Origin of the sequence: Shewanella psychromarinicola (assembly GCF_003855155.1) — a bacterium.
GTDB classification, from domain to species: domain Bacteria; phylum Pseudomonadota; class Gammaproteobacteria; order Enterobacterales; family Shewanellaceae; genus Shewanella; species Shewanella psychromarinicola.
In genome coordinates this window covers 5,044,213-5,070,328 of the sequence record NZ_CP034073.1, presented here as the reverse complement: position 1 = coordinate 5,070,328, position 26,116 = coordinate 5,044,213, and the positions used below count along the sequence as shown (strand labels likewise).

The 26,116-nt window shown below is 43.8% G+C and carries 21 protein-coding genes and 1 pseudogene; 15 read left to right on the top strand and 7 right to left on the bottom strand.

From position 1 onward, the window contains the following. The first annotated feature begins 9 nt into the window (after positions 1 to 9). Both EGC80_RS22015 and EGC80_RS22010 read left to right on the top strand, forming a co-directional pair. A complete protein-coding gene (locus tag EGC80_RS22015) occupies positions 10 to 804 on the top strand; it encodes a 2OG-Fe(II) oxygenase family protein (RefSeq protein WP_124013695.1) in 795 nt (264 codons plus the stop codon). Positions 805 to 1,085: 281 nt separating this feature from the next. Next, on the top strand, positions 1,086 to 1,667 hold the full coding sequence (locus EGC80_RS22010) for a hypothetical protein (protein WP_101032610.1): 582 nt from the start codon (positions 1,086 to 1,088) through the stop codon (positions 1,665 to 1,667). A gap of 171 nt (positions 1,668 to 1,838) precedes the next feature. Here EGC80_RS22010 and EGC80_RS22005 read toward each other — a convergent pair whose 3' ends face one another. From EGC80_RS22005 to EGC80_RS21995, 3 genes are all read right to left on the bottom strand, one after another. Continuing rightward, entirely contained in the window at positions 1,839 to 3,545 is a 1,707-nt protein-coding gene (locus tag EGC80_RS22005; protein ID WP_124013696.1) for an RluA family pseudouridine synthase, read from the bottom strand. Positions 3,546 to 3,766: 221 nt separating this feature from the next. Beyond that, positions 3,767 to 4,153 carry a VOC family protein gene (locus tag EGC80_RS22000; protein WP_124013697.1) on the bottom strand — a complete coding sequence of 129 codons (387 nt, stop codon included), beginning with the start codon at positions 4,151 to 4,153 and terminating at the stop codon, positions 3,767 to 3,769. 89 nt (positions 4,154 to 4,242) lie between these two features. Then, the gene (locus EGC80_RS21995; protein WP_124013706.1) at positions 4,243 to 5,589 is read right to left on the bottom strand and encodes an ABC1 kinase family protein; all 1,347 of its coding nucleotides are present in this window, start codon (positions 5,587 to 5,589) and stop codon (positions 4,243 to 4,245) included. A 161-nt stretch (positions 5,590 to 5,750) separates the two neighbouring features. Between EGC80_RS21995 and EGC80_RS21990 the strand changes: the two genes are divergently transcribed. Then, complete coding sequence (locus EGC80_RS21990; protein ID WP_124013698.1) at positions 5,751 to 7,325, top strand: tetratricopeptide repeat-containing sulfotransferase family protein; 1,575 nt, start codon at positions 5,751 to 5,753, stop codon at positions 7,323 to 7,325. 46 nt (positions 7,326 to 7,371) lie between these two features. Here the strand turns inward: EGC80_RS21990 and EGC80_RS21985 are convergent, their stop codons facing one another. The 3 genes from EGC80_RS21985 to EGC80_RS21975 are packed head-to-tail and all read right to left on the bottom strand — an operon-like array spanning position 7,372 to position 10,194. Next, positions 7,372 to 8,526, bottom strand: coding sequence for an aspartyl/asparaginyl beta-hydroxylase domain-containing protein (locus tag EGC80_RS21985; RefSeq protein WP_124013699.1), 1,155 nt, complete (start codon positions 8,524 to 8,526; stop codon positions 7,372 to 7,374). Positions 8,527 to 8,544: 18 nt separating this feature from the next. Beyond that, positions 8,545 to 9,591 carry a sulfotransferase family protein gene (locus tag EGC80_RS21980; protein WP_124013700.1) on the bottom strand — a complete coding sequence of 349 codons (1,047 nt, stop codon included), beginning with the start codon at positions 9,589 to 9,591 and terminating at the stop codon, positions 8,545 to 8,547. A gap of 60 nt (positions 9,592 to 9,651) precedes the next feature. Further along, on the bottom strand, positions 9,652 to 10,194 hold the full coding sequence (locus EGC80_RS21975; protein ID WP_124013701.1) for a hydrolase: 543 nt from the start codon (positions 10,192 to 10,194) through the stop codon (positions 9,652 to 9,654). A gap of 122 nt (positions 10,195 to 10,316) precedes the next feature. Here EGC80_RS21975 and EGC80_RS21970 point away from each other — a divergent pair, with 122 nt between their 5' ends. The 12 genes and pseudogenes from EGC80_RS21970 (at position 10,317) to EGC80_RS21915 (ending at position 25,036) form a co-directional block, all read left to right on the top strand. Then, positions 10,317 to 11,378, top strand: coding sequence for a DUF2235 domain-containing protein (locus tag EGC80_RS21970; RefSeq protein ID WP_124013702.1), 1,062 nt, complete (start codon positions 10,317 to 10,319; stop codon positions 11,376 to 11,378). A 48-nt stretch (positions 11,379 to 11,426) separates the two neighbouring features. Continuing rightward, a complete protein-coding gene (locus EGC80_RS21965; protein WP_372491513.1) occupies positions 11,427 to 12,296 on the top strand; it encodes a cobalamin-binding protein in 870 nt (289 codons plus the stop codon). A 774-nt stretch (positions 12,297 to 13,070) separates the two neighbouring features. After that, positions 13,071 to 13,328: pseudogene (locus tag EGC80_RS23080) on the top strand (SEL1-like repeat protein); the annotation flags it as partial. 48 nt (positions 13,329 to 13,376) lie between these two features. Beyond that, positions 13,377 to 13,931 carry a tetratricopeptide repeat protein gene (locus EGC80_RS21955; RefSeq protein ID WP_124013704.1) on the top strand — a complete coding sequence of 185 codons (555 nt, stop codon included), beginning with the start codon at positions 13,377 to 13,379 and terminating at the stop codon, positions 13,929 to 13,931. A 667-nt stretch (positions 13,932 to 14,598) separates the two neighbouring features. Continuing rightward, positions 14,599 to 16,071, top strand: a complete 1,473-nt coding sequence (ltrA, locus tag EGC80_RS21950; RefSeq protein WP_124012858.1) for a group II intron reverse transcriptase/maturase — start codon at positions 14,599 to 14,601, stop codon at positions 16,069 to 16,071. Positions 16,072 to 17,159: 1,088 nt separating this feature from the next. Continuing rightward, positions 17,160 to 18,419: an efflux RND transporter periplasmic adaptor subunit gene (locus EGC80_RS21945; protein ID WP_124014045.1), complete on the top strand. Its 1,260-nt coding sequence runs from the start codon at positions 17,160 to 17,162 to the stop codon at positions 18,417 to 18,419. A gap of 53 nt (positions 18,420 to 18,472) precedes the next feature. Next, positions 18,473 to 18,694 (top strand): hypothetical protein, encoded by a 222-nt coding sequence (locus tag EGC80_RS21940; RefSeq protein ID WP_124014017.1) that lies wholly within the window; start codon positions 18,473 to 18,475, stop codon positions 18,692 to 18,694. Between the two features lie 157 nt (positions 18,695 to 18,851). Continuing rightward, positions 18,852 to 19,556: an ABC transporter ATP-binding protein gene (locus EGC80_RS21935; RefSeq protein ID WP_124014018.1), complete on the top strand. Its 705-nt coding sequence runs from the start codon at positions 18,852 to 18,854 to the stop codon at positions 19,554 to 19,556. Between the two features lie 11 nt (positions 19,557 to 19,567). Next, on the top strand, positions 19,568 to 20,881 hold the full coding sequence (locus EGC80_RS21930; protein WP_124014019.1) for an ABC transporter permease: 1,314 nt from the start codon (positions 19,568 to 19,570) through the stop codon (positions 20,879 to 20,881). 10 nt (positions 20,882 to 20,891) lie between these two features. Then, complete coding sequence (locus EGC80_RS21925) at positions 20,892 to 22,100, top strand: FtsX-like permease family protein (RefSeq protein WP_124014020.1); 1,209 nt, start codon at positions 20,892 to 20,894, stop codon at positions 22,098 to 22,100. Positions 22,101 to 22,247: 147 nt separating this feature from the next. Next, positions 22,248 to 23,651, top strand: coding sequence for a sigma-54-dependent transcriptional regulator (locus EGC80_RS21920; protein ID WP_124014021.1), 1,404 nt, complete (start codon positions 22,248 to 22,250; stop codon positions 23,649 to 23,651). Between the two features lie 2 nt (positions 23,652 to 23,653). Next, entirely contained in the window at positions 23,654 to 25,036 is a 1,383-nt protein-coding gene (locus EGC80_RS21915) for a sensor histidine kinase (protein WP_124014046.1), read from the top strand. A 269-nt stretch (positions 25,037 to 25,305) separates the two neighbouring features. On the opposite strand, the gene EGC80_RS21910 is transcribed toward EGC80_RS21915, so the two are convergent. Continuing rightward, a complete protein-coding gene (locus EGC80_RS21910) occupies positions 25,306 to 26,115 on the bottom strand; it encodes an HvfC/BufC N-terminal domain-containing protein (RefSeq protein ID WP_124014022.1) in 810 nt (269 codons plus the stop codon). Position 26,116 lies beyond the last annotated feature (1 nt).

The window sequence follows — 26,116 nt, the reverse complement described above, 5'->3', positions numbered from 1 at the left end:
TATAAAAAAATGAACACAACAAGTGAAAATTCAGCTTATTTTGTGGTGGCACGTGAACCCGGCGCAGAGCATCCGGCGTTGCCAACGTGGGCTAATTATCAAGCCAATATCGCAGAGCTTAACGATGCAGAGCTGACGCAAACAGAGCGAACTAAGGTGAGCAAAAAAATGTTAGCCGAAGTGCCTGGTGCTTTTCAATTACTCAATGTGTTGTCGGCCGATGAGTGTAAACGGTTAATTTCGGCCAGCGAGACGATGGGCTTTTTACCGGATGCCGCAGTGTCACTGCCTCGTCATGTTCGTCATAACGACAGCTTAACTTGGGTGGTTGATAACACCACTGAGCAAGTCATTTGGGATAGGGTTAAGCATCTTATGGATGACACCTTAGGCATTTTTGATGGTAAAGCCGCCTTAGGATTAAATAACCGTTTCCGTTTTTACCGTTATAACGAAGGCGATTTCTTTAAGCCGCATTCAGATGGTTCGTGGCCAGGCAGCCAAGTGATAGACGGTGAATTAGTGCGAGATGCTTTTGGCGATCGTTACAGTCAGCTGACTTTTTTAATCTTACTGACTGAAGACTTTGAAGGTGGTGCCACCCGATTTTTAGTCAATGCGGATAACCCTAACTTACCGGCAAAACACGGCGATAATGTTAAGACCGTGGATGTCAGAACCCCAGCGGGGAGTGTGCTTTGTTTCCCTCACGGTATGCATCCGCTGCATTGTATTCATAGCTCTGAACCGATTTATCAAGGGATTAAATACATTATCCGCACCGATGTATTGTTTGAGCTGTAGACATAACGATTAAGCGATAAATAATATGATGGGTTAGCTTAACAATAAGCTAACCCATTTTTATGGGGCAATATAAATGATGTGTAGCGTCCGTTACGCTTAACGGAGAGTGGTTCTATATTAGAGAGAACAAACGTTACGTTTATCTATCTCTAGAGGCGATCAGCGCTATTCAATTAACTCTTTATTAACCAAATTTAATCCGTCTCAGTACTTGCTATTTTAGTGACGAGGTTATCTAATTGTGCCGCTTTCTCCACCACATTTAAAGAGGCGTTTACATGAGAGCTGTGCTGTGTAGTTTGTTGGTTGTGAGTGTTGTTTGCCTGTCTGGATGTGCAGCAACGCAAAATAATTTTGCATCCAAAGTGAAAGCTGAAGGTGAGCAACACCTCGACTTGTCCCAGCAATGGGAACAAGGTCAAAAAGACGTTAAAAATGGCAGCAGCTTGTTAGTTGATGGCCGGAATTTGATCGGCAAAGGTAATACGAAAATCCGTGAAGGAGAAAAGCTGATTATCGTTGCCAAAGAAGCGGCACAACAACACCGTGTTGCATTTCAATTGATGGCGAGCACGTTAAACGGTGCTCAAAATGGCGCACGAGCACTGGTATTAGTTGAACGATTAGACGATATTGCCGATCTTTGGGAAGATGCCGACGACATGTATGCAGACGGTAAAGAACTTATCGAAGACGGTAATACCAACCTAGCAGAAGGCCAGAGTTCCATTGAACAAGGTCAAAATATGCTCACCAACGGTCGCACTAGAATGCAGCAAGCTGAATCTCAGTATCAGCAACGAACCGGTCAAGGTTTGGTTGAGCAAATGCATTTAGAAGAGCAGCCTCGTCAGTTCTAGTTAGCGTAAGTCATCATCAAGGCGAGTTAACAATGAAAACCGATATTGCTGACCCAATATCGGTTTGCTGTTTTTAATGCTTTGGCTTAGTGCTTTGGCCTAATGCTGTGGGCTTAGTGCTGTGGGCTTAGTGCTGTGGGCAATAAACTAAAGCGCTTTGCTGTTAAGCCATTATTCAAAATCGGCTTTTACTTCAAACACCATTGCTTCGCCGCTCACCGGGTGATTTAAGCCTAAATACTGGGCGTGCAAATGCAGTCTATTAGCGACAACCCCGTATAAATCATCGCCCACAATCGGCATGTGCAATCCGTCATGATGAGCGCAATGGATGCGCAACTGGTGGGTGCGACCTGTTTTAGGATACAAATGCAGTAAAGTGCGTTTTCCTTGACGTTGATACACCTGCCAAAATGTCTCGGCATGCTTACCGTATTCATAGCACACGAGTTGCTTCGGCCTGTCGTCTAAATCAACCCTAAGCGGCAAGCTAATGTCGCCCTCATCTTGGTCCGGCGCACCTTCAATGAGGGCAATATATCGTTTGGTGACAACGCGCTGAATAAACTGCTGTTGCAGGGCTTTATTGGCCTCTTTGGTGAGCGCTATTACCATTAAACCAGAGGTCGACATATCGAGGCGATGGACAATTAATGGCCCGGTTGCATTAGGATATTGTTGCTGCATGCGGCTAAATACCGAGTCGGTAATGTTTTTACCCGGAACCGATAACAGTTCAGCGGGTTTATTAATAATGGCCATCGTCTCATCTTGATAAATAATATCAATCGGTAAGTCTTTACCTGGATTAATCAGTAACGGGTCATCATCAACCTGCATGCCTGTTAACATATGAGTCAAAATCGGGCGGCATTTTCCGTGGCAAGCAGGGTAGTAGTTTTGATGTTGTTTGATTTCAGATTTAGGTGATGACCCCCACCAAAACTCCGCCATGGCAATGGGGGTTAATTGATGGCTAAACGCATATTGCAGCAACTTAGGTGCAGCACATTCGCCAGCCCCAGCGGGCGGTAAATGATTGGGAGCATCATTAAAAATATCGTTTAAATCCCGCGCTTCACCTAAGGTATTTAAAAATTGATACTGGGCAAATAGCTTTTTTTGTAAGCCATTAGACAGTTGTTTACGCTGATATTTAAGCTGCTTAATCTGTTGTTGCAGGCTACCGAGTTGTGATTGTGTCGCGTCTATTAGAATCTGCCATTGTTGCTTTAACCCGTTAAGCTGGTGCTTTTGCTGCACGCTTTGACGGCTTAACTCAATCGACAATCTTTTATACTCATCGGCACTTATGTTTGATAGCGCTAATGCCGAATCTGCTTGCTCACGCTCTATTTTTCGTTGTTTGCGACTTGCCACAATTAAACCGCGTTGCTGCTCAAGTTCGGTGGCAGATTGCTGTTGTTGCTGATGTGATTTCGCGGTTAGCGTCGCCAGTAATGGATTGGCTTGTTGCTGACTAATCGACAGATTAATTTGATTAATCTGTTTATTCTCGGCACTAAAAAAACTGTCTTGGGTTAGCATGTCAAATACTGGCGGCACAAACGGTGGCAAGATATTTTTATCAGCCAATTTACCCGAAAAAGCTGCTAAAAAACCGATATTCCCTTGAGGATTTTTTACCACCAACACACCAAACATTTTACCAATCACCATACCGCGATCGTTTACGCTGTCTAAGCCAAAGTTATGTTGCCAAGGGTTTGATATAAGTAAGTCTTGTTGCAACTGCTCAGCAGCCTGCAAACATATTGGGTGTGGCTGATAATAGAACGGAAAGGTAAACGACTCAGGCTGGCTGTGCTCAGCAATACTGTGATTAAAAGGAATAAAATACGGGTCGTTAACAGCCATTACACACACTCACAGTACAAAAGGGTCGCTATTTTACCCCGTAGCGGTTTGTGATGCATCTATAAGTGCATTGCAGGTTTGGTATTAGTTCCTATCACCTTGGAGACACTTGCTGACATAGGATATAAATAGTCAAAAAAAATCCCCGCGGATAAACACCGCCGGGATAATATTTTAAAAAGCTCTCTCATCGCAAGCTCAGGCTATAGACCCAAAACGACTTAGGCTTTAGCCACTCTGTGCAAGGCACAAACTTTATTACCATCTGGATCGCGAAGATAAGCTAAATACAAGTCAAACGCTGGACCTGAGCGTACCCCAGGCGCATCTTCACAGCCTGTGCCGCCATTGGCTACACCTGCAGCATGCCATGCATCAGCCAATGCGGGTGTTTCAGCGGCAAAACCGATAGTCGTGCCATTGCCATGACATGCTGACTCACCATTAATGGGTTTAGTTAATGCCAATATACCCGTTGGCGTCATGTAAAAACACCGACCTTTGTCATCAATCTTGCCAGCGGCGTGGCCCAATGTTGCTAAAATTGCATCGTAGAACTTCTTTGATGTTTGGATGTCATTAACGCCGATCATAATGTGACTAAACATAGTAACTCTCCTTGTATGAACTCAACTGAATTCAATGGTTATCAGGCCCATCTATATCTTCACGACGGGTTTAGCTTATTGATGTGTTTTTATTGTCTAACATTGAGCTTAGTTAAGCTCAAATTTGAGGTTTGATAAACAGAAAATAATGTTGCTACGTTTACTTTGGCATTAAGTTTTGCCGCCAGTAAATACATACCTGCCAATTTTCGATGTATAAAAATAGCATCGGTTGGCGGGGTATGCCATTCATTTTGTTGGGTACTCATGACTTTACCTGCTTGAGTAATGCGTTTAGCTAAATTACTTGCGCCAAAGTCGTAATCCCCGTCAAAGCGAAGTGGCTCGCAAGCTTGATAGAAAATATCAATAATTAATTGTTGCTGGGCGGGATCAATTTGATCTTGAAAAAAGCCAATTTGCTTGGCTGCAGCCGTCATTTTAGTCTTGTCTTCATCAGCGGCTCCTAGCATGAGCTCTAGGTAGCCATCTGATAACGTATCACTGATCGCTCGCGTAGCGCCAAAGTCGAATAGAACGATTTTTTGAGTATCTTTTTGATACTGAAAATTGGCAAAGTTAGGATCAGACTGGACTAATTTAAATTCAAATAGCTCTTTAAAGCACAAGGCCATTAGCGTGGTAGCAATTTGATCCCGCACCTCTTGTGGTGATTGTGCTAATGACTCAATGGCCACCCCTTCGACAAACTGCATGCACAAAATACTGTCATTACTGAGTTGCTTATACACCTTGGGCACAATAAAGCTTGGGTCGTCAGCCAATTGCTGCTGATAAAGTGCTATTTGTTGTGCTTCGAAGTGATAATCTGCTTCGTTATGCAGCTGCGCTTTAGCTTCAGCCAATAAGGTATCGAGTTTAACGTTTGCCGGAATAAGGCGTGAGACTTTTAATAATGTGGCAACGTTGTCGATATCGCTGTCGATACTGTCTCGAATACCTGGGTATTGAATTTTGATTGCCAGTTTTTCGCCAGTCTCTAAATAGGCTAAATGCACTTGGCCAATAGAGGCCGCGGCAAATGGGCGTAATTCAAATTGAGCAAACGGAGCAAGCCAGTCTGGGCCCCAATGCTCAACTAATAAATGGGTTAATTGCTTATGTGGCATAGCTTTAGCGTCTGAACGCAGTTTTGCGAATATGTCTGCTAACTCGGGAGGCACGAGATCGCCCGCATCCATTGACAACATTTGACCCACTTTCATCGCGGCGCCGCGCAGCTGTGACAACTTGTCTGCTACATGGCCAATGTTGGTTGGGGTCATCATCAGTTGTTGCATTGATGGTGATTTGCCTTGGCTAAACTGTTTTGCGCCTTCAAACAGGACGTTACCCGCTAGGCGTGAAGCCAGCCCACCCATTTTTGATAATCGAGATAAACGGCTAGTTGGCACTTTGGCTTCATTATTTTTCATCATCACTCACTTGTTTCGCGTAAATGGGGAACGCATGTAGTCATTGTACGCTTAAGTTGATTATTTCGTTCAATATGCGCTGATGCCCTAGTCAGAAATAGCGGTATTTTATGTTAATGTTATTGGGACTCATAAACTAATAATAAGAAAAGGACCCTCGTTTGAGTATTATTAATCAATATTTGAGCCAAGCGGAATCGCTGTTTAAATCTAAAAATTATTCGTCGGCCAGAATATATGCTCGTAAAGTGGTTAAGCGTGATGATAGGCACGTTGGCGCCCTAGCATTATTAGGCCACATTCATTTACAGCAGCAACAATATGCCCAAGCCGAAAGCTATTTTGTTAGCGCTGTATCGATTGAACCTCATACGGTTTCAGTGTTGACGGGGTTACTGGCTATAGCTGAAGTGAAACAAGACTTTTTCTCGGCTAAAGGCTATTTAGAACAGTTAATTAATCTGCAACAACAGGTCGGCCAATACCGTTATAAACTGGGGCTAGTCGCGACTAAAGTGGCCGATATGGCATTAGCTGAACACAGTTTTGAATGGTGTGTTGAACATGATTTTGAAGAGCCAGCGGTGCAGCTCAATTTAGGTCATATTTATAAAGCGAAAGGTGATACTGAGCGCGCGGCTAATTTTTATCATCAGTATATTCAATTAAGCCCAAAGCAAGTCGGTGTTGGCTATTGGAGCTTAGCTGATTTAAAGCAGTATCGATTTAGCGCTAATGATTTAGCGTTATTACAACACTTTGCTTCGGACGCGTCGCTCAGTAAGCAAAATCAGGCGTTAGTTTATTTCGCCTTGTGTAAAGCCTATGAACAACATCAGCAAATCGATAAAGCCTGTGAGTCGATGTTATCAGCCAATCAAATTATGGCGGTTTATCGGCCATTTAAGCAGCCTTTGTTCGCTAAAATTGTGTTGTCTTTACTTGGACATACTCCGTCGCCACATATTGATAGTTTACCGACAACTGGCCAAACGCCCATTTTTATTGTCGGGATGCCGCGTTCTGGCACCACTTTGGTTGAACAGATTTTAGCCTGTCATAGTGAGGTAGGTGCTACCGATGAGTTACCATTTATGGAGCGATTTGCGCTACAAATGGACATGTCGGGCGGTTATCAATCTCAATTAAGCCAGCTTTCTGCTAATGAGATTATGCAGTTCCGCCAACGTTATTTAACCGAAGTGGATCATTATTTTACCGAGGCACCGACTTATGTGATTGATAAAAATCCGAATAATTTTTTGCATATTGCCCTCATTAAAAGCTTATTTCCCCAAGCAAAAATTATTAACGTGGTGCGTAACACGGTCGACAATGGTTTGAGCGTGTTTAAGCAGTTTTTCAGTTTTGGTCACGATTATTCGTATTCGTTTACGGGAATAACCAGTTACTGGCAGCATTATTTAGACATCATGGCGCATTGGGACAAACTGTACCCGAACGAGATATTACATGTGTGTTTTGAGCAACTGGTGCGTGAACCAGACTCGCAAATTCAGCGCATGCTGGACTATTGTGGCTTAACTACTCAGGCGCAATGCTTTACTTTTTATGAGTCAGATCGCGCCGTATTAACGCCCAGTGCCAGTCAGGTTAGGCAGCCTATGAACCCTAAGGCTATTGGTCAGGCTGCTAAGTACCAGCCTTTTATTGCGGCGGAAATTGCGCAACTTGATGCGATTGCCAAAAAAGCATCGCAGCAATTTTTTGGTTAATAAAATGGCGCCAATAAGGCGCCATTTTATCTGATTAGGATTAATGCTAACTCACTTTACCGTGGCAGGCTTTATAGCGTTCGCCGCTGCCGCATGGGCAAGGACTGTTGCGTGATTGTGGTGCCGCGATAGGACTGGCGGTTGTTGCCGTCGCCGCTTTAGCGGGGTGATTTTTACCAACGCCACTTTTGGCGACGACGTTAGGTGTCGCGGCTGCCGATTTGTTGCTACCTTGATATTGTTCGCTTAGTTCAATATTCATACACGCCACGACAACCAATTGTTCGAAGGCTTTTATCGCCGAGCCCGAATGCATTAGTTGCAGCGATTTAGCGCATTGGGAGGCTTTGACCATGGTTTGCTGGCGCAGGGCATGATAATGCGCCCAACCGGCTTTAGTACACTCAAATTGCAGCCATAACACCCGCCAATCGGCAACAAACTCAGCCATCAGCAACCTAAATGCACTCACTTCTTCAGTTGTGTTTTGGGCATTGTGATTAATTTCAGTTAACAGCTCATTGGTTAAATATTCAACCTCTGCCGCAGGCATGATCAGCGGGGAATTAAATTGCTCAGTGATGAATGTTGCAGGTAAGTCTGGGTTAAAGCCGACGAATTGACTGCTTAATGCGGTTGATTGATCGTCTACTATTGAGCGAGAGTGTTGAAAAACAGTGCGCCAAAATTGGCTTGAACCAGCAAGGTCTATCACTAAGTGCACTCGATACTGGTCACTGTTATTTTCCACTTTGTGATGTTTCCAAGAGTCGAAAATCCAACACTCCCCCGCACCCATGTGGACTTGTTTGTCATGACAAAAAAACTGTACTTGTTCGGTGGTGGTAATAGGAATATGTACGCGAACGCGTTTATACCAATGATAATTGATGTCTGAATGCAGTGGTACTTGTGCGCCAGGGGATAAACGCATTAAGCGTGAACGACTGAGTACTTCGCCAAATGAGGCTAATATTTGTTTGATGTAAGGGCTTTTATCTAGCGCCAATGTGGGCTTCATTGGCCCTTTAAAGTCATTATTAAATTCGCCGTTGACCGAGATTAACGGAATGGCAGAATTGCCTTGAAAACCTTCATGATGAGTCACCCAATCTGATTCGGTAAATTGCTCGATCTCTTTGGTTAATTGACCAACATCAAAGCTAAAAGGTAACTGATAAAACTCATGGGGTAACTTCATAATTTGGCTCTCTGCTGTTTAGCTTAACGCACCATGGCATTGTTTAAATCGTTTGCCAGACCCACAAGGGCAGGGACTGTTACGAGCCACATTATTATAGATAGGGACTTTTGTTAATGGCTTTGTTAATGGTGCGGCTTGCGGTTTTGCTAATGGCACGGTTGGCTCAGCAATGTCGTGTTGCTGCCATTGAGTGTCATATATTGGATGACCGCGTTCGTGTAAATGATGATTGATTTTGTTCAGTGTCGTAGAAGTACTCGGCCAAATTTTGGCAATGTCATGATAGTTTTCGAGCCACTTATTGGGTTTGGGTGTCGATATGGTGTAGCGAGAATGCGCTAATGGCTTACTGCATAATTGCGCTAAAGCTGGGTCGAAATCCGTACCGGTAAATTGACAGAGTTGCTTAACGGTTTTCGCAGGGTTGGCAATTAATTGATCATAAGACACCATGCACCAGCGATTGCTGTCGATCTTTTGCAATGAATCCATAATAGCTTCATTAGCCGCTTGCCATTGAAATGCGGCGATAGCCTGCAATGGTTGCTGATTTAACTGTTGCCATTTTTCTGGAAGCAGTAGCGACCAATTGTGTTTATCCCACCCCGGTAAGTTAGGGTAAGTGACAAACTTATTCGCCCGCCAAGCTTGCATAATACTGCTAATATTTTCTTTGGGTTCTCTGACGAGGTAGATAAACAAGGCGTCAGGAAATAGCGCATTAAAAAAATCGACTCGTAAGCTATTCTTGGGGGTTTTCTCTAAAAAACGAATACTCGCATCGCTATTTTTTTCGGGCTTATGGCCTTGGTTATCTTGCAGCGCATCGCTAAAACGGTGCAATAATTGCTGACGTAAATCGGCATCAATATCCTGTTCCGTTAAGGCATTAGAACTAAATTGACGGTAGGCAACATTCAGTTTGGGAATGGTTTCAATCAGCGCATGGCTCTCCCCACCAATAGTGAATATTGACTGGCTTTTTGATAACACCTCGAACAACAGGGTACTGCCAGAACGGGGCGCGGATAAAATAATAATGGGCCGATCAAATGGGTGCATAGCAGTATGATGTTATTGTTATATTTATTTTAACATCATACCCACACTGGCAACCTATGGCTACTTTATCAATTTCAGTAAGGCCTTAAAGCGATCACCTTGGGCAACATGCTGTAGTTCAAATAGCAGTGATTCGACATTGGTAAGTTTAGCGCCATCATTGAGCATCATTTGCACTCCAAGTACTTTATTGTCTGTACCCCGAGATGACACCGCATCGGCGACAAGATGCACTTGATAGTCGTTAGCCAATAAGTCTTGGCAGGTTTGGTAAACGCAAACATGGGTTTCAATACCGGCTAGGATCACGTTGTGACGTTTTAATGAGTTAAGTTGTTGTTTTACTTCTTCACAGTGCCAGCCACTAAAATGCTTTTTAGCTATGGGTTGTGTGGTTTGCGACAACAATTGTGAGAGTTCTTCGCTAGTATGGCCTAATTTATCGGGTAATTGTTCTAACCAAATAATGGGGATATCAAATAGTTGTGCACCTTGAATTAATATCGCAAGTTTTTGGTGTAGCGGGGCCGATTGCTGCATAACTTGGGCGAGCTTACCTTGTACGTCCACAATCATTAACACACTTTGTTCTGCTGTTAGCATGGTCAGTTACTCGAATAGATTAAGTGAGCTTTCGAGTATTGGTTATTTTGACGATGGTGAAAATAGGCATTTAGTCTATTATGCATTATGGGATTATTTACACTGGATTGTCAGGGATTGATATGAACAAACGAATTATTATTTGTGCCGATGGCACCTGGAATCGGCCAGAAAAAGATCTTGAAAAAGATCACGCCACTAATGTGCTTAAACTCGCCAGAGCGATAAAGCCTATTGCCGATGATGGTGTGCCCCAGCAGGTGTTTTACGATTGGGGGATTGGTTCCTACTATGACTCGATGATTGGCGGCGCGACGGGGCGAGGGCTGCATAAAAATATTATGGATGCTTACCGCTACATAGTGCAAAACTATTCCCCTGGTGACCAAATATATTTATTTGGGTTTAGTCGAGGTGCTTACACAGTGCGTTGTTTGTGTGGCCTAATTAACAATTGCGGTATTGTTACTCGGCCAGATGCCAAGCTTATCCAGCAAGCCTTTGACCACTATAAAATGAAAACTAAACCCTTCGCTCCAGTTGGTGAACGTTCGCTGCAGTTTCGTCAGCAGCATTCTCATCCATCACGTGATGTAGCGTTTGTTGGCGTGTGGGACACAGTCGGAGCCATGGGGATCCCGCTGTCTTTTTTAGGCATGTTTGAAGACAAAGATGAGTTTTACGACACTAAACTTGGTCGCAATGTGAAAGTTGCGCGTCATGCTTTAGCGCTTGATGAACATCGCAGCGACTTTGAGCCGACACTTTGGCAACCCCGAAGTGGCATTGATATTAAGCAAGTGTGGTTTGCTGGCGCCCACAGTAATATTGGTGGTAGTGTTGCGCCCAATTCAGACGGTAGTAGCTTGTCGGACATTGGATTGCAGTGGATGATTAGTCAAGCAAAGGCATTTGATTTAACGGTAGAATTGCACTTAGCTGATACATTGTTGCCTAATCCTATGGCAGATATCGAAGATTCGTATCGCAGTTTTTACCGGATCAAAAAGCGTTTTCACCGTGAAGTAGCCCCTGTGCTTGAGCCAGCACTTAAGTCTGAGCTTTCGCCAATACAGATCCATCAATCGGTTAAAACCCGTTGGTTAAATGACGACCGTTACCGGCCTCAAAACTTAGTAAATTACATTGATAACTATGGCTGGCCCGATAAACTGGTTGATTAACCACTTTTGATTAGTCGCTTTTAATTAACATCAGGCATTAAGGAAAACATCTTGTTGCGTCTATTTTTATCGCTGAGCATTGTCATTGGATTATTGTCGGTGTCGTTGATTTTACCAGCGGCTGAACTCACTTCAGTACAAGCTCAACAACAAAAGCTACCAGCCAAAAGGATTATTGCCTTGTCACCTCATGGGGTTGAAATGCTGTTTGCTATTGGTGCTGGGGAGTCAATTTTAGCTACTACTGATTATGCAGATTATCCCGCAGCGGCTAAAGATATTCCCCGTATTGGTGGCTATTATGGTATTCAAATAGAGCGGGTGATTGAGCTAAATCCAGATTTGGTCATCGTTTGGCAAAGTGGCAACAAACAGGGCGACATTAATCAGCTGCGTGATTTAGGCTTTAGTCTGTTTAATAGCGACCCTAAAAACTTAGCCGATGTGGCCACTGATCTTGAAGCGCTCGGTAAACTGACGGGTCACCAGGCGCAAGCGCAGCAAGTGGCGACAGATTATCGTCAACAACTAGCCCAAATCAGGCTAAAAAACCAAGCCAAACCCGCAGTCAAAGTGTTTTATCAGTTATGGTCTACACCACTAATGACCGTTGCAAAAGGCAGTTGGATCCAACACCTTATAGAAGTGTGCCACGGTGAAAATGTGTTTTATGACGCTGCTAGTGAGTACCCGCAAATCAGTATTGAGAATGTGTTATTAACTGGAGCCGAAGTAATTTTACAAAGCCAAGATGAAGGCAATGTATTAGGCATCAACTGGGCAGATTGGCCTGAATTACCCGCAGTAAAAAATCAGCATATTTATCAGTTTGATGCCGATTTACTTCATCGGGCCACCCCAAGGGCGATTCAAGGCGTTAATGCGGTTTGTGGGGCGTTGGATAAAGTAAGAGGGTAGATTATTGAACTGGTGCGTTTTGCACTGTTTCTTATGGCCTGCGGCCACTAACGTCGTGGCGCTTCGCCCACACCAGACCAAGAGGAAACCAACGGCTGTTCCCTCTTTACTCTACTCTTTATCAAAAATTGGCCCAGCCGCCCCGCAACATTTTCAAACAGCGAAAAGGTCGCCATGGGGATTAATCCAGCTTTTAACTTCATTTGTAACCGTCTTCGGACTTATTCGAAAATGCTAACGCTTCCGATAGGCCATCCTTGGCCAACGAAAGCTAGCCTGACGTCCTGTCAGGCTCACGCTATTTTCTTCAACGGCCTCAAGTTCAGAGTTGAATTTGTCCCTTTTAAAGTCAGTATATCTGACACGTTTATGCCCCAAAATGTGTTAGTAGCCGATTTTAAATGTCACTAATTTATTCAATAAATCCTGCTACAGACATACTCCCTACAAGCTGTAAATGTACAGTTATAATTATTCCCTAAGAATTGGCCACTATTAGCGATGCAAAAATCAGCTCAAATGGCATCGATAAATTAGCGTGTAAAAATATAACATCTATATTTCAACAACTTAATTTTCCATGTGTAGTAGCAATAGACCCTATAAATATTCTTGTCCAATTTTGCGGAATGACTAACCTGGAATTCTTAGATGATGATGATGGATTAGTCTATTTACATCAATAGGTTACATTGATATATTTAATGAAAGTGAAGTAGATATTTATTCAAGACGCTGGATGATAGCCTGTTAACTTCGTGAGGAGACAATAAAATCAAAGTTTTAAATATTATTTTATCTTTAGTCATTTTTAGCGCTGTTGTTGAAGCTGACTATAAACCTCCTGCTGAGGAGTCCAGTCAAGGAATCACAGCTTCGGTTACTGTTGAGGCTGCTTCCAAGCTGGTAGATATTGAAAAATTAAAAGTCTGTGCGGGAACAAATCCTTATTGTTCATTATCTTTAGGGGTTTTCTATTTATATGGGAAGGGAGTAGAGAAAAACTATCAAGCAGCATTTGAACTTTTTTCTTTTGCTGCAAAATATGACATTGGTAGTGCACATTTTCATATCGGAATTATGCATAAAGATGGCTCGATAGCCGGTAAGATTGATTTTATACAAGCATTTGAAGCTTTTTCTTCTGGAGCTAGTTTAGGAGATCGCCCTTCGCAGATCTTTTTGGCATCAGCATATGAAACTGGAGAAGGCGTTAAGATTAACTATAAAGAAGCTCTTAAGTGGCATTTGGCCGCCGCACAAGATAACGATACAGAACAGCTCAAAGTCTGTGATTATTATACAAATGGTTGGGGAACGAAAATAGACTACAAAAAATCGTTTGAGTATTGTAGGCGAGCATCAATAAATGGTAATGCGGAAGCAACGCAAAGATTAGCCAATCATTTCTATAGAGGATGGGGCGTTGAGAAAAATATAATGAAAGCCTATAGTCTCTTAATCGTATCGAAAGAACTAGGCAATACTTCTGTAGATAAATACCTATCTTACATTAAGACTTTGTTGTCAGAAGATGAAATACTCAAGTCACAAGGGGAAGTTGAGTTTTGGCTTGAAGAAATAACTATCAAGGAATTGCAAAATATCCATCTAAAAAGGACGTCTGGACTTTAGAATTAAGCTTTACTAAAGTTTAAAACAGCCATACTTCGTCTAACCCAAACAAGCATGATTAGAGTCATAGTCCTAAAGCGTTTATGCCCGTGCGACCTGAGGTCGTATGAAGCGCTGTTCACCGCGATAAGAGTGAACCATCTGTATCACCAGATGCCCCTAAGACTCTGAATAAAGCAGCGAGTCTGACAATGTAACGAAATTCGGTTTTATACCGAATGGGAACAAAATCGTGAGAGGACGTTCCTCCTGATAACCACAATCGGGTAAGTGCTAGGGTGTCAGTACGATGAACATAAGTGAATCCATATAAGGTGCGTTATACGTGAATCAGCGGAAGTGGTTAATACGCTGTGGCCAAAAGGCACGAGAGTTGGAAAGAGATTGGGCAGTGCTCTTTCGTGATCAAATAACTCTCCGCACTAGAGTGGGCATCTAACCTGACGTTGCGCGACATACGGAACAGGGTAAGCCTGTATCACTCCCTTTGGGGAAAGTGACCTGTGAAGGCTACCGATAGTAATGCAGGTAAAGGAGGTTAGAAAAAAGCGAATGCCGCATTGTAATAATGCGGATACTGATTTTATCTGGCGCGAAAGCGAGCTGACTTCTAGCTGGTCTCCCGTTGCAAGATGATTTGAAGAACTTTATTCAAGGATAAACGCAAATGATGGCTTCAAACGAAGTTAGTGCATCTCCTGACAATGCTCAATGGCAATCCATTAACTGGAGAGTGGTTAAGCAACATGTATTAAAGCTTCAAATGCGCATTGCAAAAGCAACCCGAGAAGGTAAACACGGCAAGGCGAAAGCGTTGCAGTGGATACTCACCCACTCTACATCAGCAAAATTGCTTGCTGTTAAAAGAGTTTCTCAAAATAAAGGCAGCAAAACACCAGGAATTGACGGCATCATTTGGAACAGTGATGCTCGTTGTATGACTGCGGTCAATCAACTGAGTCGAAAAGGCTATCATGCCAAACCGCTCAGGCGTATCTACATCCCCAAGAAAAACGGCAAACTCAGACCTTTAGGCATTCCCTGCATGATAGACAGAGCGCAGCAAGCGCTTCATCTTCTCGCTTTGGAGCCTATTTCGGAAACGGTAGCCGACCTTAATAGCTATGGCTTTCGACCTAATCGAAGCGCAGCAGATGCAATTGCACAGTGCTTCAAATGTTTATGTATGAAGCGCTCTAGCCAATGGGTTCTTGAGGGTGACATCAAAGCCTGTTTCGATAAGATTGGTCATCAATGGCTTATCGACAACATTCAATTAGATAAACGAATGCTGAAACAATGGCTTGGATGTGGTTATATTGATAAAGGATTGTTCTATAAAACAGCTGAAGGAACACCACAAGGTGGGATCATATCGCCTACGCTTATGTTGCTCACGCTGGCTGGGTTAGAACAGTTGGTTAAGTCTATTGCCCGTAAAACAGGGAATAGAGTCAACTTTATCGGATACGCAGACGATTTTGTCATCACAGGTTCTTCGCAAGAAGTCCTAGTTAATGAAATCAAGCCGCAACTCATTGGCTTTCTACAGGAAAGGGGCTTAACACTCTCTGATGAGAAAACACACATTACTCATATCAATGATGGTTTTGACTTTCTGGGATTCAATATCAGGAAGTACAACGGCAAACTGCTCATTAAACCGAGCAAGAGCAACGTTCTGTCATTTCTGAGCAACTTACGTGAATTCATCAGAAAACATCCAACAATACCCGTTAACGATTTAATCAAAATACTGAATCCGAAACTGAGGGGGTGGGCGAACTATTATCGCCATTGTGTTGCTAAGCAAGTTTTCGGTTATGTAGGCCATCAACTTTTCTGGTTGTTATGGCGTTGGGCAGTTAGGCGTCATCCGTCTAAAAGTAAAGACTGGGTGAGGCGTAAATATTATTTGGATGGTAAGGGACAGTGGCAATTTCATGGTTGGCAGAAAATAGCGAACATGGATTGTCGGTTTAACCTTGTCCAAATAGCTCAAACGCTAATACAAAGACATGTGAAAATCAGGAGTGCAGCGACACCTTACGACCCCGAATATGCAGCTTACTTAGGTACGCGCAAGCGGGCAAAGGAAGGTAGAAACTCATGGTTCGAACCCGTCTTGGCTGCGATATAGGGTGCTGGGTAACAGAACACGCCTTAGCGGAGGCTTGAGCCGTATGCAGTGAAAGTTGCACGTACGGTTCTTAGGAGGGCGGCACTTGGTAACAGGTGTCGCCTATCCGACCAAAGTAAGTCAGCTAATTAGATTTGAGCTTTTCCTCTTTAGCTTTTACCTATAGACAACTATGCGGCTAAATCGAAGAGAGTTAAATTACAGGTGTAGATGAGTCAGCGAGTATCCAAAACAGGGATGTTTTGGTTAAGCCCACAGGGATGTGCTCGTGGCGTCTCGCTTAATCATCTGCACATCAGCATGCTGCAGGCAATAAGTTCAAATGAAGCTACGTTATAAATCAAGCTAAACCAATACCAAGTAAGCTGAGTTAATTAATACCTCAAACTCACTTTTGTCCATTTCTGATTTTGATGACTGGCACATTTCTGTCCCTAATTTACTTAGAAGTCTTGATTGAAAATGCCTAAATTCAACTCTGGACTTGAGGCCGTTGAAGAAAATGACGTGAGCTGGCCATGGACGGCCAGCTAGCTTTCGAGGGGAAGGGATGCCCCATCGGAAGCGTTAGCATTTTCGAATAAGGCCGAAGACGGCTACAAATACGGTTTAAAGCTGGATCAATTTCCGTCGCAATTTTTTCGCTGCTGTTGTTTGGTTAAACAGCGAAAATGTTGCCGGAACGGCAGGGGTGATCCAAGAGGGGATTGCTGTTGATCCCCTTTTGGCCCGTGCAGGGTGGAACCTTGCGATCTTAAGCGTTAGTGGCCGCAGGCCATATCTTAAACACACTTTTGACCAAAAATGATTTAATCACTATTAAATATATTACCTACAGGCATCAATCGTTTCTGTTCGCGAAGTAGATAACCCCCTATATCCATAAAACAAAAAGTGTCCGCTCGGACACTTTTCTATAACCGGACAGTTTTTATATCTGTCCGCGGACACTTTTAGAGTGTTCGATCATCAGTTTAAATCTTTATCATTATGAAAAATAACAATAAGTAACTATTGGCATGGCTTGTGCTTTATCTTGGTATATACGTGAAGTGGTGTGTGTTGTCAGCACCGACTGGGGAACAGAGATGATTAAAGACACAAGTAGCCAAGATACCGTTATCGCGCCGAAATTAGGCAATAAGTTGCGCTTACCCTTGATAATAGGCTGCGGTGCTATTTTGATGAGTGCATTGGTGTGGGCAAGTTTAGGCCATGACAGCTCAGTGCGTTCAGTTGATGGTGCTGACTTACGCTTAGCAACGCTAACCCGTGGCACCTTGGTTCGTGATATCGCCACCACAGGTAAAATTGTGGCGGCTAACGCGCCGATTTTATACAGCACTGAAGAAGGTGTGGTGACGTTACTCAGTCTGCCCGGCGATGAAGTTGAGCAGGGACAAGTGGTGGCCAAGATTGAAAGCCCGCGTTTGCAAAGTGAGCTGCAACAGCAGCAGTCATTACTTGAAGGTATGCAAGGTAATTTAGAGCGGTCTAAGTTGGATGCCCGCCGCGAGCAGCTTAGGGTGAGCCAGATATTAGACATGGCGAAAGTGGATTTAGAAGCCGCTGATCGCGAAAGCCGTCGTGGCGATCAATTGATTGAGTCGAGTTTGATCAGCAAAATCGATTTTGAAAAAAGCAAAGATGACTTACACAAAGCAAAATTACTGCATAAGCACGCCCAGCAAGAAGTCGAGTTGATGCGCGACACCCTCAGTTTTGAAATTAAAAACCGTACCCTTGAAGTACAACGCCAAGCACTGGTAGTGAGTGAGTTAACCCGCCAAGCCAATGCCCTCAATATTATTGCGCCTGTTAGCGGCATTATTGGTAATTGGCTGGTGGAGCAAAAGGCCCGTATTGGCGCGAGCCAGCCGATGTTAACCGTAGTCGATTTAACGGCCTTTGAAGCAGAACTGGCTGTGCCAGAGTCTTATGCTGATGAGTTGGGACTGGGTATGGATGTTGAGCTGAGCTTTGGCAACGTCAATGTGGTAGGGCAATTGTCGTCAATATCACCTGAAGTACGCAACCGTGAAGTGACTGCCAGAGTGCGTTTTGCCGATAGTAATACCTTATCTTTGCGCCAAAACCAACGTTTATCTGCCCGAGTATTACTGGAAAATCGCCCCAATGTGTTGATGGTAAAGCGCGGTGATTTTCTCAACCTTGGCGGTGAAGTGGCCTACCAAGTTAGTGAGTCTGTTGCCCGCCATAAAACGGTCAAGCTTGGCGCACGCAGTATGAGCCAAGTTGAAGTGCTTGAAGGGGGTGAAGAAGGTGAGGTGTGGGTGATATCGGGCACCGAAACCTTTAAAAATGAACCCAAGATTCAGATCCGATAAGCGAGTCGACAAATAAGCAAATAACGAAACACTCAACAGAGTAAGGATATTCCATGACATTCACACAACGTAGACAGCTTATTACGCTAGCGGCCCTGTTTCTTTTGGTGGTGGCGGTTATCTATCGAATTGATAATCATACCGATTGGCTATCTGTGAGTTTGCAATTAATTGATATGAGTAGCCATGTCTCCACTCGATTATTGGGTGATAGCCATAGAGTCAGTGTCGATATTGCTATCAGTACATTCGGCCAAATTAAATTGCTGCTGTAGTTAGCGTTATTTGCACCACCAAATTGGCGTCAATAGAAATCGCGTCAACAGAATTAGTACCGACAGAATTTGAATTAGCAGCATTTACATCAACCGTATTTACATCAACAGCCATAGCCGCTGGGATGTTACCCCAAATTCACCAAGGAAAGTCACTATGTTATCCATGAAAAACATCAGCAAAGTGTTCAAAACTGATTTAGTTGAAACCCATGCCCTGCGCGATTTTAATCTTGAAGTTAATGAAGGCGAGTTTGTCGCGGTTACCGGTCCGTCTGGTTCGGGTAAAACCACCTTTTTGAATATTGCTGGTCTGCTAGAAGGGTTTACTGCTGGCGAGTATCGTCTTGATGGCGTTAATGTGTCTAATTTAAGCGATAACAAAAGTGCCAAAGTGCGCAATGAAAAAATCGGCTTTATTTTTCAAGGTTTTAATTTAATCACCGATCTTAATTTAGCCGAAAACGTCGAAGTACCATTACGTTATCGCGGTATGAATGCCAGCGAGCGTAAGCGCCGAGTTGAATCGGCTCTTGAACAAGTGGGCTTAGGTGCGCGGATGAAGCATTTACCGACCCAATTGTCTGGCGGGCAACAACAGCGCGTCGCGATAGCGCGTGCATTAGCGGGGGAGCCACGGTTTTTACTCGCCGACGAACCCACAGGGAACCTAGACAGCTTAATGGCACGCCAAGTGATGGAATTACTGGAAAATATCAATCAAAACGGTACCACCATTATCATGGTGACCCATGACCCAGAATTGGCCCGCCGCGCTCAGCGCAATATTCAGATTGTTGATGGTCAAGTATGTGATTTTTCGATGTATCAACACGCTGCCACCGGCACTCGTAACCGCTAAGGGGAATACTGATGTTTTTTTATTATTGCGATTTAGCGTGGCGAAGCATTAGACAAACGCCAATGTTATCAATGTTAATGGTGTTAGCGATTTCGATTGGTATCGGCATTACCATCACCACGCTCAATGTCTACAAAACCATGTCTTATAATCCGGCGGGCGATCGCAGTGAGGTGATTAACTCGGTGCAGTTATGGAGCCAAGGGTTGGATACGTGGGATGAGTTAATGGCAAATATCACTTATACCGATGCGATTAATTTGCGTAATAACAATGAATTAAGCCTTAAGGCAGCGACTTACCGTACTGGCTTAGCCCTGCAGTCTGACAACCTAAAAATTGAGCCAGTGTTGAACGGTGTTCGAGTGACAGATAGGGACTTTTTCCGAATTTTTTCGGTGCCATTTTTATATGGTAGTTACTGGGATGCTAGCGTCGATTTACGCCCTGCTTATCAAGTGGTGATTAGTCAAAAATTAAACTTACGCTTTTTTGAAGGTAAAAACAGTGTGGGTAAAACGGTATTTTTAAACCGTAAACCTTACCAAATCGTCGGGGTGATTGATGACTGGAATCCACAGCCCAAATACTACGATCCTCTCAATGGCGCATTTAATGACGCGGAAGAAATATTTATTCCTTTCTCGTTAACTGGCCAAGAAGAATTTGATGTGTGGGGCAATACCAGTGGTTGGAAATTTGAACCTATGCTGACTTACAAGGATCGATTAGTGTCTGAAAAAGTGTGGATTCAATTTTGGACCGAGCTGGCTACCGACGAGAAAAAGCAAAGCTATCTCGGCTGGTTAACGCGTTATGTCGAGCAGCAACGAGCCATTGGCCGCTTTACTGACACCGCTAAAACCCCCGCAGAATCTGTGCAAATCAGTGATATCGACAAATGGCTTGAAGACAATAATGTGGTACCTAAAGATAACAAAATATTAGTCGGATTAAGCTTACTGTTTTTAAGTGTGTGCTTGGTGAATATCCTCGGGTTATTACTGACCAAATTTTTAAAGCGTGCGCCAGAAGTTGGCGTTCGCCGTGCCATTGGCGCCAGTCGTGGACAGATTTTTAGTCAGTACATGGTCGAAGTGGGCATGATTGGCTTTATCGGTGGCGTGGTCGGGTTGTTGTGGGCGTGGGGCTCGTTGACGGCGTTGCACAGCTATTTTGACATGGACCAAAGTGTGACAGGACTTGATGTCAGTATGTGGTTTATCACCCCGTTAATAGCGATTTCTACCGCGGTTTTGGCTGGTATTTACCCTGCGTGGGTGGTGTGCCGCACTAAACCCAGTGTGTATTTAAAAGCCCAATAAGGACATCATCATGTTACATATTAAACCGATTTTATCCAGTTTAATGCGCAGTAAAAGTGCACCTATTTTATTGTTATTACAGATTATTCTCTCTGTTGCGATTGTGGCCAATGCCAGCTTTATAATTAACGAACGTTTGTCGTTAATGCAGCGTGAGTCTGGTTATGCTGAAGATCAAATACTCACATTTAGTGTGTATAACTTTGACCCCGCCATCGATAATGCGAAGCAAAATCAGGTTGATCAACTCATTTTGCGTTCATTACCGAACGTCATCGATGCCAGTTCCAGCAATATGTTGCCTTTAAGCGACAGTGGCTGGATGGACCGTTATGTTGATGGCCCTAATCCAGATACGGCTAAAAGTACCCCTGGATTTGCTTTTTACTTGGGCAATGAACATTTATTGGATGTGATGGGGGCTAAGTTAATTGCCGGGCGTAATTTTACTGCCGACGAAATCAATAGCAGCTTAGATGACAGTGGCATGCTGGCGTTAGTGTCACAGCCCTTAGCCAAAGCCTTTTGGGGCGATGAGTCACCGCTGGGTAAAACCCTATATCAAGGTGAGCAAGCTGTGACGATTATTGGCGTGGTGGATAAGTTGCAAGGTGCTTGGGTTGACCATGAAAACTTTGAATATAGCGTGATCCAAAATATCGACTTTGGTGGCAATGGTAGCAACAAGTCTTACATGGTGCGAGCGTTACCTGAGCATATTCCCGCGTTAGAAGAAGCGATCCGCAAAGCATTGCATGCTGAAAACCCCAATCGCGTGTTTGATAACTTTCAAACGCTGTCAGAGATAAGATCCATTACCTACGGTAATCACCGACTAATGGCGACGGTACTGAGTATTATGGTGGTGTTACTGCTACTTATTACTGCGCTAGGATTAACGGGCATGGTGATGTTTAATATTCAACGTCGCACTAAACAAATCGGTACTCGTCGTGCACTAGGCGCTAATAAGCGTGACATCATTGAATACTTTATGATCGAAAACTATTTAATTTGTATTGTTGGCGGGGTGATAGGCGGCCTGTTGTCGCTCGTGCTGGGTCAGCAATTGATGAAGCTGTACAGCTTACCTATGGTGCCGATAATGTATCCTATCGTATCGGTCATGGGTTTGTTAATGGTTACCACGCTGGCGGTCATCGTGCCGGCCACCAAAGCCGCCAATATTTCACCGGCTATGGCGACCCGCAGTGTGTAAAGAGATTAACATGGCGATATTTTTCATTTAAATTATTTACGATAGCGTGACGATTTGTTATTACGTCATGCTAATGTTGTTTAAACATACTGCCGTTTAAACATACTGTTGTTTAGAGATAACCTAATTGGACGCAAGCATACTGCAATGGACACTATTTTAATTGTTGATGACAATCACCCAATTTGCCAAGCACTTGCGCTAATGATTGAGCTGCATGGCTACCAAGCTGTTTTTTGTCACACACCAGAAGCGGCCATTGAGATTGTCACCAAGCAAGAGATCAGCTTGGCTATTCAAGACATGAATTTTAGCCGCGACACCACCTCGGGTGAAGAGGGCAAACAGCTGTTTTATGCTTTGCGTCAGTTGCAGCCTAATTTACCGATTATTTTAATGACCGCCTGGACTCAATTAGAAACCGCTGTCGAGTTAGTCAAAGCGGGTGCGGCCGATTACATGGGTAAACCGTGGGATGACGCTAAGCTTTTAAATAGCATTAGTAACTTATTATCTATTTATCGATTGTCACAGCAAAATAGCCAACTAAGTCGAATTCACAGCGATCGAATGTCGGCCATTAATGGTGCCGACTTATGTGGCTTGATTTTTGGTAGTGGTGCAATGCAGCGTTGTGTTGACTTGGCGTTGCAAGTTGCCCGCTCCGATGTATCCGTGATGATCACCGGCCCTAATGGTGCCGGAAAAGACAAAATAGCCGATATTTTACAGGCCAACTCGCCATTAAAAGACCAGCCGTTTATTAAGGTTAACATTGGCGCATTACCAATGGATTTATTAGAGGCCGAACTGTTTGGCGCAGAAGCCGGTGCGTTTACGGGCGCTAATAAAACCCGCATGGGGCGTTTTGAAGCCGCTGACGGCGGTACGTTATTTTTAGATGAAATTGGCAACTTGCCTTTGTCTGGTCAAGTTAAGTTATTGCGGGTGCTGCAAACCGGTGAGTTTGAACGTTTAGGCAGTCACCAAACCCGCAAAGTGAATGTGCGGGTGATTAGTGCGACCAATGCCGATTTGGCCGATGACATTGCCCATGGCCGCTTTCGTGAAGATTTATTTTACCGCTTAAATGTGATTGAACTGAGTGTGCCGCCATTGCATCAACGCCAAGATGATATTTTACCGTTAGTGAAACACTTTATTGGTGCTAATTTTAGCCTTGATAAGTCGACCCAGCAGGCGTTAATTAATCATAGTTGGTCGGGTAATGTGCGCGAATTAGAAAATGCCTGCAAAAGGGCGGCGCTATTAGCCAAGTCACCACAATTAACGATTGATGACTTTGGCTTGATGGCGATAGCTAATGGCGGCGCGGCTACCCAGCATGCGCTTGTCGTTGAACATCATTTTGGCCAACGAGAGCAGGGTATGGATGATACTCAGGCGATTGGCGAACCAGATAAGCAACAGATAGAAGATGCCTTAGTGCAATATAATGGCGTTATCGCCAGAGTGGCAAAATCCTTTGGCTTAAGTAGGCAAGCCTTGTATCGCCGGATGGAGAAATACGGCCTTAGGGTAACTAAATAATGATGTTATCGTTACGCACTAAATTGCTGCTCAGTAACATGTTGAGCTGCCTTTTGGGTTCAGTGTCAGGGGCTTTAGTGTGGCTTACATTGGGTGACGACACCTTATGGCTGGCTATTATTGTGATGCTGGCCGTGTGTTATTTTTGCAGCATGTGGCTTACCCGCAGATTGAGTGACAGTCTACGAGCATTAGAAATCGGTCTACTTAACTTTAAAGATAATGACTTTAGTGTGTCGCTGCATCCTTACGGCGAGCCACAGTTAGATGCGTTAGTGAGCTTATATAACCAAGCGTCGGCAAAATTGCGCAGCGAGCGACAGTTTATTTATCAGCGTGAGTTAATGCTCGATAAGGTGATTCAAAACTCGCCTAATGTCATGCTGTTAATTGATGATAATCAACGGGTTATTTATGCGAATGGCGCCGCGAGGCATTTGTTTAATCAGGGTGTCAAAGTAGAAGGCATGTTGTTACCAGAACTTGTCGTCACGTTACCCGATGCGCTTAAAACGGCGTTAAACAGTGAACAAGAAGGCTTGTTTTCGATGGGCAGCAGCGATAGCACTTCGGATGATGTTGATAATAACGCTGGTAGTAACGCTGGTAGTAACGCTGATAATAACGCTGATAGTAACGATGTTGAAACCTGGCATATTTCTCGGGGGCGTTTTACCCAAAACAATCAGCAGCACCATTTAATTCTACTTAAACAGCTGACTAAAGAGCTTAATCGTCAAGAAGTCGCTGTGTGGAAAAAGGTCATTCGAATTATCAGCCATGAGCTCAATAATTCGGTCGCGCCCATTGCCTCCATGGTCAATTCGGGTAAGTTTTTAACCCAACATTTAGATAATGATAAGCTGCAATTAATTTTTGATACTATTGAAAATCGCACCACTCATTTAAGTCAGTTTATTTCCCATTATGCCCAGTTTTCCAAACTGCCACTGCCACAAAAAGAGCTGATTGATTGGACTAAGATGACCCAGCAGCTGGCGCAGCAATATCCGTTTCGTCTGTTATCAGCCTTACCGCAAACCGCGATTAAGCTCGATGCAGTGCAATTAGAACAAGTACTGATTAATTTACTTAAAAATGCCCATGAGTCCGGCTCTAGTGCCGATAATGTGGCGCTGAGCTTTGACGAAACGATTCATCCGCTTGCGGGTTTATTGATAAAAGTGGATGATCAAGGCAGCGGGATGTCGAGCGAAGTATTATCGCAGGCGTTATTGCCTTTTTATTCGACCAAACAGTCTGGCACTGGCATTGGCTTGCCATTATGCCGCGAAATTATTGAGGCCCACGGCGGACGGATTAGCATGCAAAACCGCCCACAAGGCGGCTTAAGCGTCAAACTCTGGTTACCTGCTCAACCCTGACACGTCATTAGCGACTCACTATTGGTTCACTCACTATTGGTTCACTCACTATTGGTTCACTCACTATTGGTTCACTGTTAGCTCATCACTATTGGTTCACTGTTAGCTCATCACTATTGGTTCACTGTTAGCTCATCACTATTGGTTCACTGTTAGCTCATCACTATTGGTTCACTGTTAGCTCATCACTATTGGTTCACTGTTAGCTCATCACTATTGGTTCACTATTAGCCCATCACTTCTAACGAATCAACTTTAACAATTCACTATTAGCGACTCACTACCGCTCGAATTAACCCTTGTTGAAACCAAGCTTGTAAGGTTTGTAATACCATCAGTGGCGCTGACTGCTCGTCATGCCATTCAAGCATGTGTTCACACTGGTTGGCAAAGTTGTTTCCCTGAATAAAACCGAGCAATAATCCATGTTGTTCAGCAGACAATGACACAAACTCGGTTAAGCGAGATCCACCGCGCCATAGTAACCACGCGCGAGGTGACAAATAGTCTGGCGCAGGTGGCGGGGTGTCTATTTTTAAGGCTTGCCAAGCTTCAACGGCATTACTATGACAAGTAAACACTTGCACGCTGGGATGAAAACGTAAACAGCAATTAGGCCATTGTTGTGGCGGTAATGCTTGTAAGTCATTAAAGCTAGCGCGTGGGCTATCGGCTGCGTCAAACGCATTAAGCAACCGGCGTTCAAATCGGGCTAAATCAGCAATGATTGGGTGCTGTTTAAAAAAATCATCTTGTTGTAAAAAATCGGGCAGTGCATCGCAAAATTGGCGCAATGACTTATTACTCGAAGGATAAGCGCGGGTATAATCTGCGGCCATTTTGTCGAACAAATCATCGCCTAAATACAGCCCGAGGATCTGATGATCGGTTTCGATGGTTTCTTTTAAACGGATGCGATAAGCGTTGGCATAAATGGCTAGACGGATCTCGGCACTGATCCCGGCTTGATCAGACACATTTTTTTGCATCACCGACTGAATTTGGCCATGGTTATCATTTGCTTTATCAGAAAGTAAAAATTGCATAAATTGCTGTTGTATTTCAGCTAAACGGCTCATG